We start from the raw sequence: 16,449 nt of genomic DNA, 5'->3' as shown, positions 1-16,449 counted from the left end.
CGCGCAGACAGGCAGGTCTTGGCGCGGCGCCCTCTGACGCGCTGGCCAGATCCCACTTGGAGAGGGACCGTCAGAACGGTGGCCGCCTCTCAGGGCAAGGATGGGCTTTTAGCCGATCTGGCCGCGGTTGCCGCCGGTCTGGCCGCGATGCAGCAGCAGGTGGTCGAGCAGCACACAGGCCATCATCGCCTCGCCCACCGGCACGGCGCGGATGCCGACACAGGGGTCATGGCGGCCCTTGGTGATGATCTCGGTTTCCTCGCCCGATTTGGTGATCGTGCGGCGCGGGGTCAGGATCGACGAGGTCGGTTTCACCGCAAAGCGCAGCACGATGTCCTGCCCGGTGGAAATCCCGCCCAGGATGCCGCCCGCGTGGTTCGAGCTGTAGACCGGCCCGTCCGGGCCCATGGTGATCTCGTCGGCATTCTCCGAGCCGCGCAGCGCCGCCGCGGCCATGCCCTCGCCGATCTCCACCGCCTTCACGGCGTTGATCGACATCGCTGCCGCCGCCAGATCGGTGTCGAGCTTGCCATAGATCGGCGCCCCCAGCCCGGCGGGCACGCCGCGCGCCACCACCTCGATCACCGCGCCGACGCTGTCGCCGGATTTGCGCAGCCCGTCGAGGTAATCGGCCCAGCTCTCGGCGCTCTCCGCATCCGGACACCAGAAGGCGTTGCGCGCCACCTCGTCCAGATCCATGCGCGCGCGGTCGATCCCGTGCGGCCCCATCTGCACCATATAGCCGAGGATCTCGATCCCCGGCGCCAGCGCGGCGAGTGCCGCCCGCGCCAGACCGCCGGCGGCGACCCGCGCCGCCGTCTCGCGCGCCGAAGACCGCCCGCCGCCGCGATAATCGCGAATGCCGTATTTCTGCCAATAGGTGATGTCCGCGTGGCCGGGGCGGAATTTCTCGGCGATCTCGCCGTAATCCTTCGACCGCTGGTCGGTGTTCTCGATCATGAGCTGCACCGGCGTGCCGGTGGTCTGGCCTTCGAACACGCCCGACAGGATCCGCACCGCATCGGGTTCGCGCCGCTGCGTGGTGTATTTGTTCTGCCCCGGCTTGCGCTTGTCGAGCCAGTGTTGAAGCATCGCCTCGTCCACCGGCACGCCCGGCGGGCAGCCGTCCACCGTGGCCCCGAGCGCGGGACCGTGGCTTTCGCCCCAGGTGGTGACGCGGAACAGATGGCCGAATGTGTTCATGCTCATGGGCGCGGGTCTCCTTGTCCGCTGGTGTCCTAGGGCAGTGCGCGCGCTGTCTCAAGGGATTTCACCTTGCAAGCCGCATCGCGCGCGGCTACGACTCGCCCTACCTCGGGGTGCCCGCAAGGGCTGAGATGCAGCACGCGAACCCGTTGAACCTGAACCGGTTAACACCGGCGGAGGGAAGGTGACGGCGATCCGCCCAGTCTTGCCCTCTCGCCGCAAGTATGGAGGATGCCATGAAGGCCACCATCTTTGCAGCGGGACTTCTTTCAGCCAGCGCCGCGCTGGCGGAGACCCCTGTTCTCACCGTTTATGCGGGCGATTCCATCGTCTCGGAATGGGGCCCAGGCCCCAGGATCGAGGAGATGTTCGAGGCCCAATGCAACTGCGACCTGCAGTTCAAACCGGGCGATCTGTTGCCCCGGCTGCTGCTGGAAGGCGACCGCACCGAGGCCGACATCGTTTTCGGCCTGAACACCGATGTGACCAGGAAGGCGCGCGAAAGCGGGCTGTTCGCGCCGCATAATGTCGATCTCTCGCCGCTGACCCTGCCCATCGCCTGGGAGGACGAGATCTTTCTGCCCTACAATTACGGACACACGGCCTTTATCTACAACACCGAGCGGCTGCCCGAGCCACCCGCCAGCTTCGACGCGCTGCTGGAGGCGCCCGACGATCTGAAGATCGTCATTCAGGACCCGCGCAGCTCGGTCTCGGGTCTGGCGACGGTGCTCTGGATGCAGGCGGTCTATGGTGACAAGGCGGAGGAGGCCTGGGAGAAACTGGCGCCGAAGATCCTGACGGTGACCAAGGGCTGGTCGGAAAGCTACGGGCTTTTCACCGATGGCGAAGCGGATATGGTGATGAGCTACACCACCTCGCCCGCCTATCATATCATCGCCGAGGGCGACCGCAGCAAAAAGGCGGCGATCTTTCCCGAGGGGCATTACTTCATGGTCGAACTGGCCGCGAAGGTGGCGAGCACCGATCAGCCGGAATTGGCGGATCAGTTCATGGCCTTCCTTCTGAGCGAGCCGTTTCAGGAGATGATCGCGACCGGCAACTGGTCGATCCCGGCGGCGCTGCCGCGCGAGAAATGGCCCGAAGGGTTCCAGGAGCTGGAACTGCCGGAAAAGGTGCTGTTCTACTCCGAGGACGAGGCCGCCGCGCTGCGGGATGAGGCGATCGAGGCATGGCGCCGCGCATTGTCGCGCTGACCGCGGCAGGTCAAGGTGTCGCGCTGATCGTGGCACCTCGTGTCGTCGCGCTGATTGCCGCGCTGGCCGTGGCCGGGCTGACGCTCGGCCCGGTCGGGGCGGTGCTGCTGCGCGCGGGAGGCTGGGGCGCGCTGGGGCCGGGCGATGGGCAGGCGCTGCGGTTCACGCTGGTTCAGGCGCTCTTGTCGGCGGGGGTGAGCGTGGCGCTTGCAATGCCGGTGGCGCGGGGGCTGGCGCGGAGGCGCTTTCCGGGACGCGGCGCGCTGGTGGCCCTCATGGGCGCGCCCTTCATCCTGCCGGTGATCGTTGCGGTGCTCGGCCTCATTGCCGTTTTCGGCCAGAACGGGCTGGTGAACGGGGCGCTGCGCGCGCTGGGCCTTCCGGAGATGACGATTTACGGCATCCACGGCGTGGTGCTGGCGCATGTGTTCTTCAACCTGCCGCTGGCGGTGCGGTTGTTGCTGCAAGGCTGGCTGGCGATCCCGGCGGAGCGTTTCCGGCTGGCGGCATCGCTGGGGCTGACGCGCGGAGCGCTGTTCCGGGTGCTGGAACTGCCGATGCTGCTGCGCATTGCGCCGGGCGCCTTTGCGGTGATCTTTGTGATTTGCCTGTCGAGCTTTGCCGTTGCGCTGACGCTGGGCGGCGGGCCGAAGGCGACGACGGTGGAGCTGGCGATCTACCAGGCGGTGCGCTTCGATTTCGATCTGGGCCGGGCGGCGCTGTTGTCGGTGATCCAGCTTGCCCTGGCGCTGAGCGCCGGGCTGGTGGCGCTGAAACTGGGCGCGGGCAGCGGCTTTGGTGCGGGGCTCGACCGGGGGGTGACGCGCTGGGACGGGCAGGGCGTTTGGGCGCGGAGTGCAGATGCGCTTTGGATTGTCCTCGCCGCGCTGTTCCTGCTTGCACCGCTGCTGATGGTCGGACTGCGCGGGCTGACTGGGCTGGTGCTGCTGGGCCCAGGCACCTGGATCGCGGCGGGGCATTCGGTGAGCGTGGCGCTGGTCTCGACGGCGCTTTGCATCCTCTGGGCGTTGCCGCTCGCGACGCGGCGGGGCGAGCTCCTGGGGCTCGCGGGGATCGCGCTGTCACCGCTGGTTCTGGGCACCGGGCTGTTCCTGATCGTGCGGCCCTTTGCCAACCCGTTTGCGCTGGCGCTGCCGGTGACGGCGCTGGTCAATGCGCTGGTCTCGCTGCCTTTTGCCTTGCGCATCCTGCGGCCCGAGGCCGAGGCGGTGCGCGCCGATTACCGCCGTCTGGCGCAGGCGCTGGGACTGACGCCGCTTGCCTGGCTGCGGCTGGTACTGCTGCCCCGGCTGCGCCGTCCGCTGGGCTTTGCCGCAGGTCTCACGGCGGCGCTGTCGATGGGCGATCTTGGGGTGATCGCGCTGTTTGCCGATCCCGATCGGGCGACGCTGCCGCTGCAGGTCTACCGGCTGATGGGATCCTACCAGATGGCGGCGGCGGCGGGGGCGGCCTTGCTGCTGCTGATCCTGAGCTTTGGCGCCTTCTGGATGTTCGACCGGGGAGGGCGGGTGAATGCTGACACTTGAGGGGCTGGTCTTTCGTGCGGGCGCCTATGCGCTTTCCGCCGATCTGGCATTGGCGCCGGGGCGGCGAGTGGCGGTGATCGGGCCGTCGGGGGCGGGAAAATCCACCCTGCTCGATCTCATTGCGGGGTTCCGCAGGCCGGAACGCGGGCGGATCCTGTGGCTGGGGCAGGACATCACCGGCGCCCCGCCCGACCGGCGCCCGGTGGCGATGCTGTTTCAGGAGAACAACCTTTTCCCGCATCTCGACCTGCGGCGGAACCTCGGTCTGGCGCTGCGCCCCGATGGCGGGCGGCTGCGGCGGGGCGAGGATATCGCCGTCGAGGAGGCGCTGGCCCGTGTCGGACTCGACGGGATGGCGGAGCGGCGGCCCGGGGCTCTGTCGGGCGGGCAGCAGAGCCGCGCGGCGCTGGCGCGGGTGCTGTTGCAAGCCCGCCCGATCATCGCGCTGGACGAGCCCTTTGCGGCGCTGGGGCCGGCGCTCAAGGCCGAGATGCTGGATCTGGTGCGCGACGTGGCTGGAGAGCTGGGGGCGCTGGTGCTGCTGGTGAGCCACGATCCGCAGGATGCGCGGCGCTTTGCCGAAGAGGTGGTTCTGGTGGCGGAGGGCGCGGCGCAGGCGCCGGTGGCGACGGAGACGCTTTTCGCCGATCCGCCCGAGGCGTTGCGGGCCTATCTGGGCGGGTAGGCGGCGCGCTCATCGAGCCCTTGCGGGCTTTCTTCGCCACATGCAAAAAGCCCCGCCGGTTGGCGGGGCTTTTCCATGTCGCGAGGCGCGGGCCGGTCAGCTTTCCTTGTGCTTGATCGGGCGCCAGATGCGCTTGTTGGTGAGGTAGAGCAGCACCGAGAGCACGGTGAGGAAGATCACGCCGACGAAACCCGCCTGCTTGCGCGCCATCATCTTCGGCTCTGCCGCCCACATCAGGAAGGCAGCGATGTCCTGCGCCTCGTGATGCAGCGTGTTGGGGTGGCCGTCGGCATATTCCACATCCTCGCCGATCAGCGGCGGGGCCATCGAGATCCAGCCGGTCGAGAAGGCGTGGTTCTCGTAGAACAGCGTGCCTGCTTCTTCCTTTTCCTCGCCGGTATAGCCGGTGAGGATCGAGGCGATGTATTCCGCGCCGCCCATGCCGTTGAAAAGCTGGCTCAGGCCGGTGCCGTAGGGGCCGTGAAAGCCCGCGCGGGCCTTGGCCATCAGCGACAGGTCGGGCGCGCCGGCCGAGGTGTTGGCCGGGAAGTGGTCGGTCGGAAGGGCCGGGCGGAAATCTTCGAGCTCGTTGTCATAGACCTCGAAGTTTTGCTCGGCATAGGCGCGGACCTCATCCTCGGAGAAATGCGGGCCGCCTTCGTCACCCAGGGTGCGGAAGGGGACGAACTTCATGCCGTGGCAGGCCGAGCAGACCTCGGTGTAGATCTGCAAGCCGCGCTGGAGCTGCGCCTGGTCGTAGGTGCCGAAAGGGCCCTCGAAGGAGAAGCTGAAATCCTCCACATGGCCGCCTTCTCCGGCGGCATAGGCGCCGCCGGTGGCCAGGCCGAGCGCCAGTGCGGTCGAAAGGGCAAGTTTCTTGAACATTTTCATTTGTCCTTTCTCTGTCACTCGGCCGGGGTCGCCGCAGAGGCGCCGGTTTCCGAGGACTTGCCGTAATGGGCGTCGAAATCTTCCTCGATGGTCGCGGGCACCGGCAGCGGCTTTTCGAAGACGCCGAGCAGGGGCAGGATCACGAAGAAATAGCCGAACCAGTAGGCTGCCCCGATCAGCGAGAAGCTGGCATAGGGCTCTTCCGCCGGCATGGCCCCGAGCCACATCAGCGCGATGAAGTCGATCACCAGCAGCCAGAACCACCATTTGAACTGCGGGCGGTACTTGCCCGAGCGCACCGAGGAGGTGTCGAGCCAGGGCGCCAGAGCCATGGCGATGATGGCGCCGAACATGGCCAGCACGCCGAAGAACTTGGCGTCGATGATGCCGCCGGTCAGGAAGGAGGCGATCTGCACCACCCAGACTTCGGAGGTGAAGGCACGCAGGATCGCGTAGAAGGGCAGGAAGTACCATTCCGGCACGATATGCGCGGGGGTCGAGAGCGGGTTGGCCTCGACATAGTTGTCGGGGTGGCCGAGGTAGTTCGGCATGAAGCCGACGATCGCCCAGAACACCGCCAGGACAACCGCCAGGGCGAAGATGTCCTTGATCACGAAATAGGGCCAGAAGGGCAGGGTGTCCTTCTCGGCCTCGGCTTTCGAGCCGCGGCGCACGTCAACACCGGTGGGGTTGTTGTTGCCCGTGGTGTGGAAGGCCCAGATATGCACGGCCACGAGGGCGGCGATCACGAAGGGCAGCAGGTAGTGCAGCGAGAAGAAGCGGTTCAGCGTGGCGTTGTCCACGGCGGGTCCGCCCAGCAGCCAGGTCTGGATCGGTTCGCCGATGAAAGGGATGGCGCCGAAGAGGCCGGTGATCACGGTCGCACCCCAGAAGGACATCTGGCCCCAGGGCAGAACGTAGCCCATGAAGGCGGTGCCCATCATGCAGAGATAGATCAGCATGCCGATGATCCAGGTCACCTCGCGCGGCGACTTGTAGGAGCCGTAGTAGAGACCGCGGAAGATGTGCAGGTAGACCGCAACGAAGAACAGCGAGGCGCCGTTGGCGTGCAGGTAACGCAGCATGAAGCCGCCGTTCACGTCGCGCATGATGTGCTCGACGCTGGCGAAGGCCAGGTCCACATGCGGCGTGTAATGCATCACCAGCACGATGCCGGTGGCGATTTGCAGCACAAGGCAGAAGGTGAGCACGATGCCCCAGATCCACATCCAGTTCAGGTTCTTGGGGGTGGGGATCATGATCGTGTCATAGAGAAGACCGACGATCGGCAGGCGCTTGTGCAGCCAGGTCTCGGGCGCGGTCTTGGGTTCGTAATGGTCGTGCGGAATACCGGACATATGCGCGCTTCCTTATCCCAGCAGAATGGTGGTTTCTTCGACGAATTCCGCGACGGGAACCGGCAGGTTTTCGGGCGCCGGGCCTTTGCGGATCCGGCCGGCGGTATCGTAGTGCGAGCCGTGGCAGGGGCAGAACCAGCCGCCGACGCCGCCGGCGGTGAAATCGCCGGCATTGCCCAGCGGAACGCAGCCGAGATGGGTGCAGACGCCCATCATCACCAGCCATTCGCCGGCTTCGTCCAGGGTGCGGTTCTGGTCTTCCGCGTCGGCGGCGCTATCGACATTGGCGTTGCGCGCATTCGCGTCCACGAGCTGGTCCATCGTGACCGCGCGGGCATCTTCGATCTCGGCTTCGGTGCGACGACGGATAAAGACCGGCTTGCCGAGCCATTTCACGGTGAGCTGGGTGCCCGTATCGACGCCGGACACGTCCACGCGGATCGTGCTGAGCGCCCGGACATCCGCCGAGGGGTTCATCTGGTTCACCAGCGGCCAGACGGCCGCGCCTGCGGTGACGGCGCCGGCGCCGGCTGTGGCGTAGTAGAGGAAATCCCTCCGGGTGCCTTCGTGATCTTCTGCTTGTGTCACGGGGTGTACTCCATTCCTCGGGGCCGTGAGGGTGGCCGGATGGCTAGATAGCCGCGGCCCGGCACGGCGTTTCCGATGGCGTGTTTAGCGGTCTGTCATCTGCCCGTAAAGCAATCAAAAGCGGCGCTAGCGCAAGAAGTGCCGTTCTGTCGCAATTGAAACCCATGTGGGGGAATGCTTATGTAGGTCCGAAAAGGCCTTAACGTGCCTGGAGCGAGCTTATGAAAACACTGATTCTCTCCGCGACCGTCTCGGTCGCCGCCCTCTCGTCTTTGCCGGCATCGGCACAGGAGTTCGAGATCTCGGGCTATACCGGCTGGCAGACCGCGCCGCATAGCCGTGTTTCGGGGGACTATCCGGGCACCGGGGCGAGTTACGACGCGCTGATCGGCTGGGAAGGCAAGAGCTTCGAGATGCCGCCCTATTACGGGATCCGCGGCACCTGGTGGCGGAGCGAGACCTTCGGTCTGGCGCTGGAGCTGACCCATACCAAGGTCTATGCGCCCGATGACGAGCGCAAGAAGCTCGGCTTCGACCGGATGGAGTTCACCGACGGTCACAATATCCTCACGGTGAACGCGATGAAGCGCTGGCCGGAATACTGGGGCTCTGCCACGCCTTACGTGGGCGCGGGTCTGGGGATCGCCGTGCCGCATGTGGACGTCGAGACCACGGCGGGCGACAAGACCTATGGCTATCAGCTCACGGGTCCGGCGGTGAAGCTGCTGGCGGGGCTGAGCTATCCGATCAACGACCGGTTCTCGGTCTTCGGGGAATATCAGTTCACCTATTCCAGCAACGAGGCCGATCTCGAGGGCGGCGGCTCGTTGAAGACCGACATCAAGACGAACGCGCTGAACTTCGGTGTGTCGCTGAAATTCTGAAAAGCGGCGGTATGACCGTCGGGAAAAGCGCCCGCGATGCGGGCGCTTTTTTCGTGCCGGGCGATGGGGGGGATTGCGGCGTGGTGGGCAGATTGCCCACCCTACTTCGCCTGACGGTTCCCGGATCGTGTAGGGTGGGCAATCTGCCCACCATCCGTCAGCGCTTCTTGACGAACTCTGTGCGCAGCACCAGGCCCTTGATCGTGTCGTGGCGGCAGTCGATCTCTTCGGGATTGTCGGTCAGCCGGATCGACCGGATCACCGTGCCCTGTTTCAGCGTCTGGCCCGCGCCCTTGACCTTCAGATCCTTGGTCAGCACCACGGAATCCCCGTCGCTCAGGATATTGCCCGCCGCATCGCGCACCTCGACGGCCTGGTCCGCCGCCACCTCCGAGGCCGGGCGCCACTCGCCGCTGGCCTCGTCATAGATCCATTCGTCGCTTTGATCGCTCATCGGGTCGTCCTTTCTTGCGGCGCTGTCGCCGGTGCGGCGCCTGGTCTTGTCTTGGGGCTTCAGGTGTCCGGCGGGGACATGCGCCGGCGCGGCAGCATGACGATCACCGTCGCCACATAGGCGATGCAGAACAGCACCAGTGTGATCCAGGCATAGGTCACGGCGGCGGCGAGGGCAAAGGCCACGCCGACCAGGAAGAACTTGGCGCTCTTGCGGGGGATGCGGGTGGTCTTGAACGACCAGGTGGGAATGCGGCTGATCATCGAAAGACCGATCAGCACCATCCAGATCGCAAGCACCGCGTCCGGCAGGAAGGGCCCCGAGGCAAGCGCGAAGCTGAGGAACATCGGCAGCATCACCAGCATGGCCCCGGCGGGCGAGGGCACACCGGTGAAATAGGCGTTGTCGTGGCTCTTGTCCTCGGATTTGCGCTGCACGTTGAACCGCGCCAGACGCACGACCGAGCAGATCGCAAAGACCAGCACCGCCAGCCAGCCGAAGCCGCGGCTGTCTTCCAGCGCCCAGGTGTAAAGCAGCAGCCCCGGCGCCACCCCGAAATTCAGGAAATCGGCAAGGCTGTCGAGCTCGGCCCCCATACCGCTTTCGGATTTCAGCGCGCGGGCGAGGCGGCCGTCCATGCCGTCGAGCACGGCGGCCAGCAGGATGAGCTGGACCGCATATTCGTAAGAGCCTTGCAGCCCCATGCGGATGGCGGTCAGCCCGGCGCAGATCGCCACCACGGTCAGCATGTTGGGCAGAAGCTGGATCAGCGTCAGCTTTTCCGCGCCGCGCTCGTCCCTCGGCTCAGAGTCCATCGCCGGCGCCTTCCGTGAGATCGGCAATCACCGTTTCCCCGGCGATCATGGTCTGCCCCAGCGCCACCTGCGGCGCCACGCCTTCGGGCAGATAGACGTCCAGCCGCGAGCCGAAGCGGATGAGACCGAAGCGCTCGCCCCGGTCGAGCCAGTCGCCCTCGCGCTTCCACCACATGATGCGGCGCGCCACGAGCCCGGCGATCTGCACCACGGCGATCTCGCGCCCGTCTTCCATGCGGATGCGCAGCGCGTTGCGCTCGTTGTCTTCCGACGCCTTGTCGAGCGAGGCGTTCAGGAACTTGCCGGGCCGGTAGGCAAGGCGGACAAGCTCGCCCGCCACGGGCGCGCGGTTCACATGGCAGTTGAAGACCGACATGAAGACCGAGACCCGGGTCAGCGGCTCGGGGCCCATGCCCAGCTCCACCGGGGGTACGGCGGGTTCGATCAGCGAGACCACCCCGTCGGCGGGGCTGATGATCAGACCGGGACGGGTGGGGGTGACGCGGTCGGGATCGCGGAAGAAATAGTAGCACCAGACCGTGAGGCCGAGGCCGATCCAGCCCAGCGGATCCCAGATCATGAAGAGGAACAGGCTGACGGCCGCGAAGGCGGCCACGAATTTGCGGCCTTCGGGGTGCATCGGTTTCAGGAAGGTGTCGCGCATCCGCATGGGGTGGCGTCCTCTCGGTTGGAATGGGGTTGCCGCCGCTTACGGGGCAACGGCCCGCCGCGCAAGCCCCGCGGCGTCAGGCCGAGGGCGCGGTGGCTTTCATCGAGGGCCGTTCGGCAAAGCCCGCATACCACTCGGCCAGCGCGTCGCGTCCGGTGCGCCATTTGCGCACGTCATGACGGAAGTCGAGATAGCCGAGGGCGCAGCCGATGGCGAGATGGCCCATATCCGTGCGTCCGTGCAGGTGGCCCATCCAGCGGGTGTTGAGCGCGTCGAGGGCGCGCGCGACCTTGGTCCACTGGCCTTCGATCCAATCCATCGAGACCGCCTCGACCGGGCGGAAGCGCTCTTCGTAGACGATGAGCACGGCCGCCTCCATCATCGCGTCGGCGGTGGCCTCGAGCGTGAGCGTGTCCCAGATGCGGGCCTCGGGGTAGAGGCCTGTGCCGGCGCGGTGATCGAGATAGCGACAGATCACCCGGCTGTCGTAGAGCGCCGGCGCATCGCTGCGGATAAGCGCGGGGATCTTGCCGGCGGGGTTGGCCGCGGCCACGGTGGGATCGGGCTGCAGGGGGGTGTTGTGGACGTCGATCATCTCGACCTCGTCCATCTGGCCGGTTTCGTGCAGCGTGACGAGCACCTTGCGCACGAAGGGGGAGGCCGCGGATTTCAGCAGTTTCATGGCACCGCTCCTTGTCGTTCGGGGGCAACCTAGGCGCGGGCCGGGGGCGGGGCAAATCTTTTCGAAAAGATTTGCAAATCCCCTGGAAGGGATTTGCCCGCGTCAACCTGCCTTGGGATGGGTGGCCTCGTAGACCTTCATCAGATGCACCGTGTCGACCGCCGTATAGGCCTGGGTCGTCGACAGCGAGGCATGGCCCAGAAGCTCCTGGATCGCGCGCAGGTCGCCGCCCGCGGCCAGCAGATGGGTGGCGAAGCTGTGGCGCATCGCATGTGGCGTGGCCGTCGCCGGCAGGCCGAGTTGCAGGCGGGCCTTTTCGGTCACCTTCTGGATCAGCCGGGGGTTCAGCGCCCCGCCGCGCTTGCCGCGAAACAGCGGTGCGTCGGTGCCCATTTCGTATGGGCAGAGCCGCAGATAGGTGGCAACGGCGGAGCGGGCCACCGGCAGCACCGGCACGATGCGTTCCTTGCCGCCCTTGCCGAGGATGCGCAGCGTCTCGCCCATCGGCCAGTCGCGCCCCGTGAGCCCCAGCGCCTCGGAAATCCGCAGCCCGCAGCCGTAGAGCATCGTCACCACCGCCGCGTCGCGGGCGCCGATCCAGCCGTCCGTTGCCTGCATTCCCACCGTGTCGATCATCGCGCGGGCGGCGTCTTCGGCCAGCGGGCGGGGCAGCTTTTTCTGGAACTTCGGCGCACGGGCAGACAGCACGGCGGTCGGTTCGAACCCCTCGCGCTCGGCCAGCCAGCGGTAGAAGCTCTTGACCGCCGAGAGCTTGCGCGCCATCGAGCGGGGCGCCGCGCCGCCGCCGCGCAGATGCGCCATGAAGGCACGCATGTCGGGCGTCGTCACCCGCGCCAGCGGTGCGAGCCCCTGCGGCTCGGCGTGATGCGCCGTCAGGAAGGCGATGAACTCGACCACGTCGGCGCGATAGGCGGTGAGCGTGTTCTCGGCGGCGCCTTTCAGCGCCCGCGCGGCCGTCAGCCAGCCCTCCAGCGCGTCACGCGCGGCGGGCGAGATCTCAAGCGTCACGACAGCCAGCGCCGCATGGCGCGTTCGAAGACCCCGGCGAAGAAGGCCAGCAGGTCGGTGCCCTGCTGCGGTGTGAAGAGATGCGGGTCTTCGGACCCCATCACCAGCAGGCCGGGCAGACGGCCCGGGCCGAAATCGAGCTTCAGGCAGGCTTCGGAACGCATCCAGTCGGCCTTGTCGCCATAGATCCGCGTGTCGCCGCCGCTGAGCTGTCGCAGCGTGACCTGGCGCAAGGGCGATTCCCGACCGTCCGAGATATAGCGCTCGATGAAGCCCGGCTCGGCGACCGACAGAACGTCGCCCAGCCGCCGGACTGCCGGGTCGCTGTCGTTCTGGGCCGATTCCAGCACCAGACGGACCATGTCCACCCGCAGGATCTCGGCCACCTCGCCGCCCAGATCGTGCAGGAAGGGTTCGAACTCGACGGGGTCGAGCATCCGCAGGATCGCGCGGTGAATCTGGTTGGTGCCGGCGAGGTTCTCATAGGCTGCGGCAATGACGCTGCGGTGGGTGTCCTCGAGCCGGTCGAGACGGGCTTCGAGCCGTTCCATGGCGATGCCGCGCAGATCGACGATATTGCCGCCCATCGCGCGTTCGTTCGCGGCGATCAGCGCCTGCATCAGATCCCGGTCGTCGAGGATCATGTCGGGGCGCGAAATGATCTCTTCGCGCAGGGACTCGTCAATCGTCTGGGAACTGCGGTTCATGCCTGTCTCGTCATTCTCTTTTTTCGCGACCCTAGCAGGTCGCGGGCGGCTTTGCGCCTGTTTTTTCGATTTGGGCGCCTGTTTCGCCCCGCTGTTGCGCTTCTGTCAAGCGCGGCGGGGGACAGGCTCGGAAAGGCGTGGATTTCGCGCATCTTTGGAAAGGTTTGGCGCTGTCCCGGTTCCGTGCCAGACTGGGTGCATGGAGGAGGAGCCATGCCAAAAATCACCAGCCCGAGCGCGTGTCAGACCGTGATCACCACATTCGAGACGACCCCCGGCACCTGCCAGGATCTGCTCGATGCGTTGCGCGACGCCTATGAATGCTTCATTTCGAAACAGCCCGGTTTCATCGCCGCCGGGCTGCATGTGAACGATGCGCAGACGCGCATCGCGAATTACTCGCAATGGACCCGGCGCGAGGATTTCCAGGCGATGCTGCGCAGCGATGAAATGCGCAACCGCAACCGCAAGATCAACGAGCTCTGCCGGAGTTTCGAGCCGGTGATGTACGACGTGGCAGCGGTCTTCGGATAGCGTAACGGGCGCGCTGGTCTCTGCCGCGCGCCCGCTGCCCGGTTGTGCCGTTTCGCGCCTACGGCGCTTCGCAAGGATGGCCTCAGGCGGCCAGGGCCCGCGCGGTCTTGCGCCGTTCGGTCACTTCGAGCCGGTAGCCCGAGCCACGCACCGTGTCGATCCGCAGCGCGCCGGCGATGCCGTTCAGATGGGTGCGCAGATTGCACATATAGACGTCGAAGACGCGCGGTGCCGGCTCGTTCTCGAACCCGTAGACATGGTTGAGCAGCGCCTCGCGCGAAGCCAGCCGTCCGGGGCGCAGCGCGAGAAATTCCAGGATCTCGTAGAGCTTCGGCGACAGCGACAGGGTGACCTCGCCCACATGCACGCGCCGGGCCGCGAGATCGAGGTATAGCGGCCCGCGTTCGAGCGTGGGCTGCGCAATGCCATGCGCCCGACGCGCCACCGCCGCCAGCCGACCGAGCATCTCGGGCAGCGGGGCGGCCTCGTCGATCACCGTATCCGCGCCGGACATCAGCCAGGTCGCGATCTGCTCGGGCTCGGGCTTGCGGGCGATCAGGCAGATCGGCGTGTCGGGTCTCAGCTCGCGCAGCCGGGTGAGCGAACAGTGGCGCCGCAGTTGCGCGGCATCCAGGACGATCAGGTCGTGTTCGCCCATCTGATGGAAATCCTCGATCTCCTCGCCGGCGTCGCACCGGGTTCTCAGGGTGCCGCTGTCGGCAACCGCTTTCGACAGACTCACCAGCTTCCAGGTCGTTTCGGCAATCAGGTACCGCATGGGCTCGCTCCTCGCTCCTTATGTTTCGGGATGGGCGGCGCGGCCGGATCGGGCCGCATCGCATGGCTCCGGTCGCATGCCGGCGCAGAGGGGGGTGGTCTGCGGGCAGGGATCGGTGCGGCGCGTTCTGCGGCCTGGGGGAAGATTATTGGCGGATTGTGCCCGAAATGTGATGCAAAACAGGTTCGTGGCGGGTGATATGGATCAAGGTGCTATCCTTTCGGATAGGGCTACTTTGCGGAAGGAGAGGAAAGGAGGCCGCAGATGTACAAGAATATTCTGGTCCCCATCGCATTCGACAGCGACGCCAAGGCCGAGGCGGCCATGGCGGTGGCTCGGACATTGGCAGCGGAGGATGCAAATATCACGCTGCTGCATGTCATGGAGCATATTCCGGGCTATGCCATCAGCTACATGCCGCCGGATTATCTGGCGCAGTCGCAGGTGGCGATACAATCCGAGCTCGACGCGATGGCGGCGAAGCTGGGCCATGCCACCGGGCTGGTGGTCGAGGGGCATTCCGGCCGGACCATCCTCGATTGGGCCGAGGAGAACGGTGTCGATCTGATCGTGATCGCCTCGCACCGGCCGGGCATGGGCGACCTGCTCATGGGCTCTACCGCGACGCAGGTCGTGCGCCACGCCAAATGCGCGGTGCATGTGCTGAGATAAGCGATGGGGGCGGCGCGGTCAGCGTGCCGCCCTTTGTTGTTTCTGATATTTGCGGGCAAACACCTCCTGCCGGGGCAGCCAGGGGTATTTGTGGTCCTGCGTGACCGGCCCCCAGTACAGCACCCCGCCATTGCGCCAGGGGTCGAGCACGAGCCCCTGATACATTCCGTCGCCCGGTGCGCTGACGATGACCGTGCTGTGTTCGATGCGCAGCGGGTTCTCGGAATTGGCGATGGCGCGGTGCAGGGACAGGGTGGCAAAGCCCTCCTGCCGCAGCCGCGCCTCGAGATCGTCGGCCCATTGATAGCAAAGCCCGCGCGGCTTCAGCCCCTGGTTCACCTTGATATTGTGGATATAGGGCGGGTCGGTGATCTGATAGGTCAGCGCCAGCCGGCGCGGATATTCGATCGAGACTCGCGCCGCGCGCACCGCCTCGGCTGGGTCGATGCCGGGGCCGAGGGCCTGGATCTCGCGGGCCAGCGCGGCGATCTCGGCCTCGCTCGGCGGCGGCAGCCGGTCCGGGGGCGTGGTGGCGCAGCCCGCGGTCAGCAGGAGTGACAGGACAAGCAGGACGGGGGCGAAGAAATTGCGGCGGGTCACGGTGCTGCGGATCGTTGCGGAAGCGGGCACGAGTGTCGGCAATGCGCCGCGCGGTGACAAGCCCGTCCGGCCCGGCGCTCGCGGCGATGTGACAATCTCTCCGCACTCTCTGCCGGGCAAGATTGCGCGGCGGCGCGCGCTGGGCTATCCCTGAACGGACCCGCTGCGACCCTCGGAGGCCCCATGTTCCGCCTGTTTCCCGTCCTCGGTCTGGTGCTGGGCCTTGCCGCCTGCGCCAACGGCCAGTCCAACCTGCAAAAGCCCGCCGAGCCGCTGGGGAACTTCAAGCTCGGGTTCGCCGAGGTGGTGGCGCCGAATCTGGTCAAGGGGCCGGTGTCGCGCGATGCCAGCGCCGAGGAGTGGATTGCCGAGGTGGACAAGGCGCTGGAAGAGCGGTTCCGCCGGCAGGCGGGGGACAAGTACTATCACCTGGGCGTCAGCGTCGAAGGCTATGTGCTGGCGCAGCCGGGCATTCCGCTGGTCTTCAGCCCGAAATCGGCGCTGATCGTGCGGGTGACGGTCTGGGACGACGCGGCCAGCAAGAAGCTGAACGAAGAGCCCGAGCAGATCACCGCGCTGGAATCCTTCTCGGCCGAGACGGTGGTGGGGTCGGGCGTGACCCAGTCCAAGGCGCAGCAGATGCGCAACCTGTCGGCCAATGTGGCGCTACAGATCGAGAAATGGCTGCGGCGCATGCAGGAGGAAGAGGGCTGGTTCGGCGGCCCCGAGGCCAACCCGCCCGCAGCCGATCCCGAGACGGCGGTCACGGATTCGGCAACGGCCTCCGACAGCACCGGCGACTCGGCCTGATCGTGCCATCGCACGGGGCTTTCGAAGCAAGGCCGAAATGCGGCAATATGCCTGTACGATCAAGGGTTTTGGCGATGCCGGCCAGGCTTTGTGTTCCGGGGGCCGCGAGGCGGGTGCTCTCGCGCGCCGGGGCGCATCATTAGCTTGATTTTCCCGTTTCAAGACACTAAACGGCCCGCGATGCGAAACCGGGTCACTTGGGGCCCCTGAAAAGGCGAGGCGTCTTTAAGAGATGGCAAAGGAAAAGTTTGAGCGCGGCAAACCGCACTGCAACATCGGCACGATCGGTCACGTTGACCACGGGAAGACGACGCTGACGGCG

20 protein-coding genes and 1 riboswitch are annotated in these 16,449 nt (G+C 66.4%); of the genes, 8 read left to right on the top strand and 12 right to left on the bottom strand.

Features of this window, described 5'->3' with window-relative positions; translation table 11 throughout:
* Window positions 1-108: 108 nt before the first annotated feature.
* Window positions 109-1,209 carry a chorismate synthase gene (gene aroC / locus M4578_RS23235; RefSeq protein WP_258095528.1) on the bottom strand — a complete coding sequence of 367 codons (1,101 nt, stop codon included), beginning with the start codon at window positions 1,207-1,209 and terminating at the stop codon, window positions 109-111.
* 96 nt (window positions 1,210-1,305) lie between these two features.
* A riboswitch (TPP riboswitch) is annotated at window positions 1,306-1,405 on the top strand.
* Between the two features lie 37 nt (window positions 1,406-1,442).
* Between aroC and thiB the strand changes: the two genes are divergently transcribed.
* Genes thiB through M4578_RS23220 form a run of 3 tightly spaced genes read left to right on the top strand, consistent with a single transcriptional unit; the run spans window position 1,443 to window position 4,655 of the window.
* The gene (gene thiB, locus M4578_RS23230) at window positions 1,443-2,423 is read left to right on the top strand and encodes a thiamine ABC transporter substrate binding subunit (protein ID WP_258095527.1); all 981 of its coding nucleotides are present in this window, start codon (window positions 1,443-1,445) and stop codon (window positions 2,421-2,423) included.
* Window positions 2,399-3,970, top strand: a complete 1,572-nt coding sequence (locus M4578_RS23225) for an ABC transporter permease family protein (RefSeq protein ID WP_258095526.1) — start codon at window positions 2,399-2,401, stop codon at window positions 3,968-3,970. The genes thiB and M4578_RS23225 overlap by 25 nt, the downstream gene beginning before the upstream one ends.
* The gene (locus tag M4578_RS23220; RefSeq protein WP_258095525.1) at window positions 3,957-4,655 is read left to right on the top strand and encodes a thiamine ABC transporter ATP-binding protein; all 699 of its coding nucleotides are present in this window, start codon (window positions 3,957-3,959) and stop codon (window positions 4,653-4,655) included. Before M4578_RS23225 ends, M4578_RS23220 begins: the two co-directional genes overlap by 14 nt.
* Before the next feature lie 96 nt (window positions 4,656-4,751).
* Here the strand turns inward: M4578_RS23220 and M4578_RS23215 are convergent, their stop codons facing one another.
* The 3 genes from M4578_RS23215 to petA are packed head-to-tail and all read right to left on the bottom strand — an operon-like array spanning window position 4,752 to window position 7,492.
* A complete protein-coding gene (locus M4578_RS23215; RefSeq protein WP_258095524.1) occupies window positions 4,752-5,540 on the bottom strand; it encodes a cytochrome c1 in 789 nt (262 codons plus the stop codon).
* Window positions 5,541-5,560: 20 nt separating this feature from the next.
* Complete coding sequence (gene petB / locus M4578_RS23210) at window positions 5,561-6,904, bottom strand: cytochrome b (RefSeq protein ID WP_258095523.1); 1,344 nt, start codon at window positions 6,902-6,904, stop codon at window positions 5,561-5,563.
* A 12-nt stretch (window positions 6,905-6,916) separates the two neighbouring features.
* Window positions 6,917-7,492, bottom strand: coding sequence for a ubiquinol-cytochrome c reductase iron-sulfur subunit (gene petA, locus M4578_RS23205; protein ID WP_258095522.1), 576 nt, complete (start codon window positions 7,490-7,492; stop codon window positions 6,917-6,919).
* Window positions 7,493-7,713: 221 nt separating this feature from the next.
* Between petA and M4578_RS23200 the strand changes: the two genes are divergently transcribed.
* Window positions 7,714-8,376: an outer membrane protein gene (locus M4578_RS23200; RefSeq protein ID WP_258095521.1), complete on the top strand. Its 663-nt coding sequence runs from the start codon at window positions 7,714-7,716 to the stop codon at window positions 8,374-8,376.
* A 157-nt stretch (window positions 8,377-8,533) separates the two neighbouring features.
* Here the strand turns inward: M4578_RS23200 and M4578_RS23195 are convergent, their stop codons facing one another.
* The 6 genes from M4578_RS23195 to M4578_RS23170 form a co-directional block, all read right to left on the bottom strand.
* The gene (locus M4578_RS23195; RefSeq protein WP_258095520.1) at window positions 8,534-8,830 is read right to left on the bottom strand and encodes an alkylphosphonate utilization protein; all 297 of its coding nucleotides are present in this window, start codon (window positions 8,828-8,830) and stop codon (window positions 8,534-8,536) included.
* Between the two features lie 59 nt (window positions 8,831-8,889).
* Window positions 8,890-9,645 carry a CDP-diacylglycerol--serine O-phosphatidyltransferase gene (gene pssA / locus M4578_RS23190; protein ID WP_258095519.1) on the bottom strand — a complete coding sequence of 252 codons (756 nt, stop codon included), beginning with the start codon at window positions 9,643-9,645 and terminating at the stop codon, window positions 8,890-8,892.
* Entirely contained in the window at window positions 9,635-10,315 is a 681-nt protein-coding gene (locus tag M4578_RS23185; RefSeq protein ID WP_258095518.1) for a phosphatidylserine decarboxylase, read from the bottom strand. Before M4578_RS23185 ends, pssA begins: the two co-directional genes overlap by 11 nt.
* Window positions 10,316-10,391: 76 nt before the next feature.
* On the bottom strand, window positions 10,392-10,997 hold the full coding sequence (locus M4578_RS23180; RefSeq protein WP_258095517.1) for a glutathione S-transferase: 606 nt from the start codon (window positions 10,995-10,997) through the stop codon (window positions 10,392-10,394).
* A gap of 102 nt (window positions 10,998-11,099) precedes the next feature.
* A complete protein-coding gene (locus tag M4578_RS23175) occupies window positions 11,100-12,026 on the bottom strand; it encodes a tyrosine recombinase XerC (protein WP_258095516.1) in 927 nt (308 codons plus the stop codon).
* A complete protein-coding gene (locus M4578_RS23170; protein ID WP_258095515.1) occupies window positions 12,023-12,733 on the bottom strand; it encodes a DUF484 family protein in 711 nt (236 codons plus the stop codon). Before M4578_RS23170 ends, M4578_RS23175 begins: the two co-directional genes overlap by 4 nt.
* Window positions 12,734-12,946: 213 nt before the next feature.
* Here M4578_RS23170 and M4578_RS23165 point away from each other — a divergent pair, with 213 nt between their 5' ends.
* Window positions 12,947-13,267, top strand: coding sequence for an antibiotic biosynthesis monooxygenase family protein (locus tag M4578_RS23165; protein WP_258095514.1), 321 nt, complete (start codon window positions 12,947-12,949; stop codon window positions 13,265-13,267).
* Window positions 13,268-13,349: 82 nt separating this feature from the next.
* Here the strand turns inward: M4578_RS23165 and M4578_RS23160 are convergent, their stop codons facing one another.
* Entirely contained in the window at window positions 13,350-14,045 is a 696-nt protein-coding gene (locus M4578_RS23160; protein WP_258095513.1) for a winged helix-turn-helix domain-containing protein, read from the bottom strand.
* Between the two features lie 264 nt (window positions 14,046-14,309).
* Between M4578_RS23160 and M4578_RS23155 the strand changes: the two genes are divergently transcribed.
* Window positions 14,310-14,717 carry a universal stress protein gene (locus tag M4578_RS23155; RefSeq protein ID WP_258095512.1) on the top strand — a complete coding sequence of 136 codons (408 nt, stop codon included), beginning with the start codon at window positions 14,310-14,312 and terminating at the stop codon, window positions 14,715-14,717.
* A gap of 18 nt (window positions 14,718-14,735) precedes the next feature.
* On the opposite strand, the gene M4578_RS23150 is transcribed toward M4578_RS23155, so the two are convergent.
* Complete coding sequence (locus M4578_RS23150; RefSeq protein WP_258095511.1) at window positions 14,736-15,347, bottom strand: hypothetical protein; 612 nt, start codon at window positions 15,345-15,347, stop codon at window positions 14,736-14,738.
* A 153-nt stretch (window positions 15,348-15,500) separates the two neighbouring features.
* Here M4578_RS23150 and M4578_RS23145 point away from each other — a divergent pair, with 153 nt between their 5' ends.
* The gene (locus tag M4578_RS23145; protein ID WP_258095510.1) at window positions 15,501-16,127 is read left to right on the top strand and encodes a hypothetical protein; all 627 of its coding nucleotides are present in this window, start codon (window positions 15,501-15,503) and stop codon (window positions 16,125-16,127) included.
* 232 nt (window positions 16,128-16,359) lie between these two features.
* A partial coding sequence (locus tag M4578_RS23140) for a GTP-binding protein (RefSeq protein ID WP_258095572.1) occupies window positions 16,360-16,449 on the top strand: 90 nt, incomplete at its 3' end.

The sequence above is a fragment of the Salipiger pentaromativorans genome, assembly GCF_024721115.1.
Classification (GTDB): Bacteria; Pseudomonadota; Alphaproteobacteria; order Rhodobacterales; family Rhodobacteraceae; genus Salipiger; species Salipiger pentaromativorans.
The sequence above is the reverse complement of the archived record's forward strand: the minus strand, read 5'-3'. Positions and strand labels throughout refer to the sequence as shown.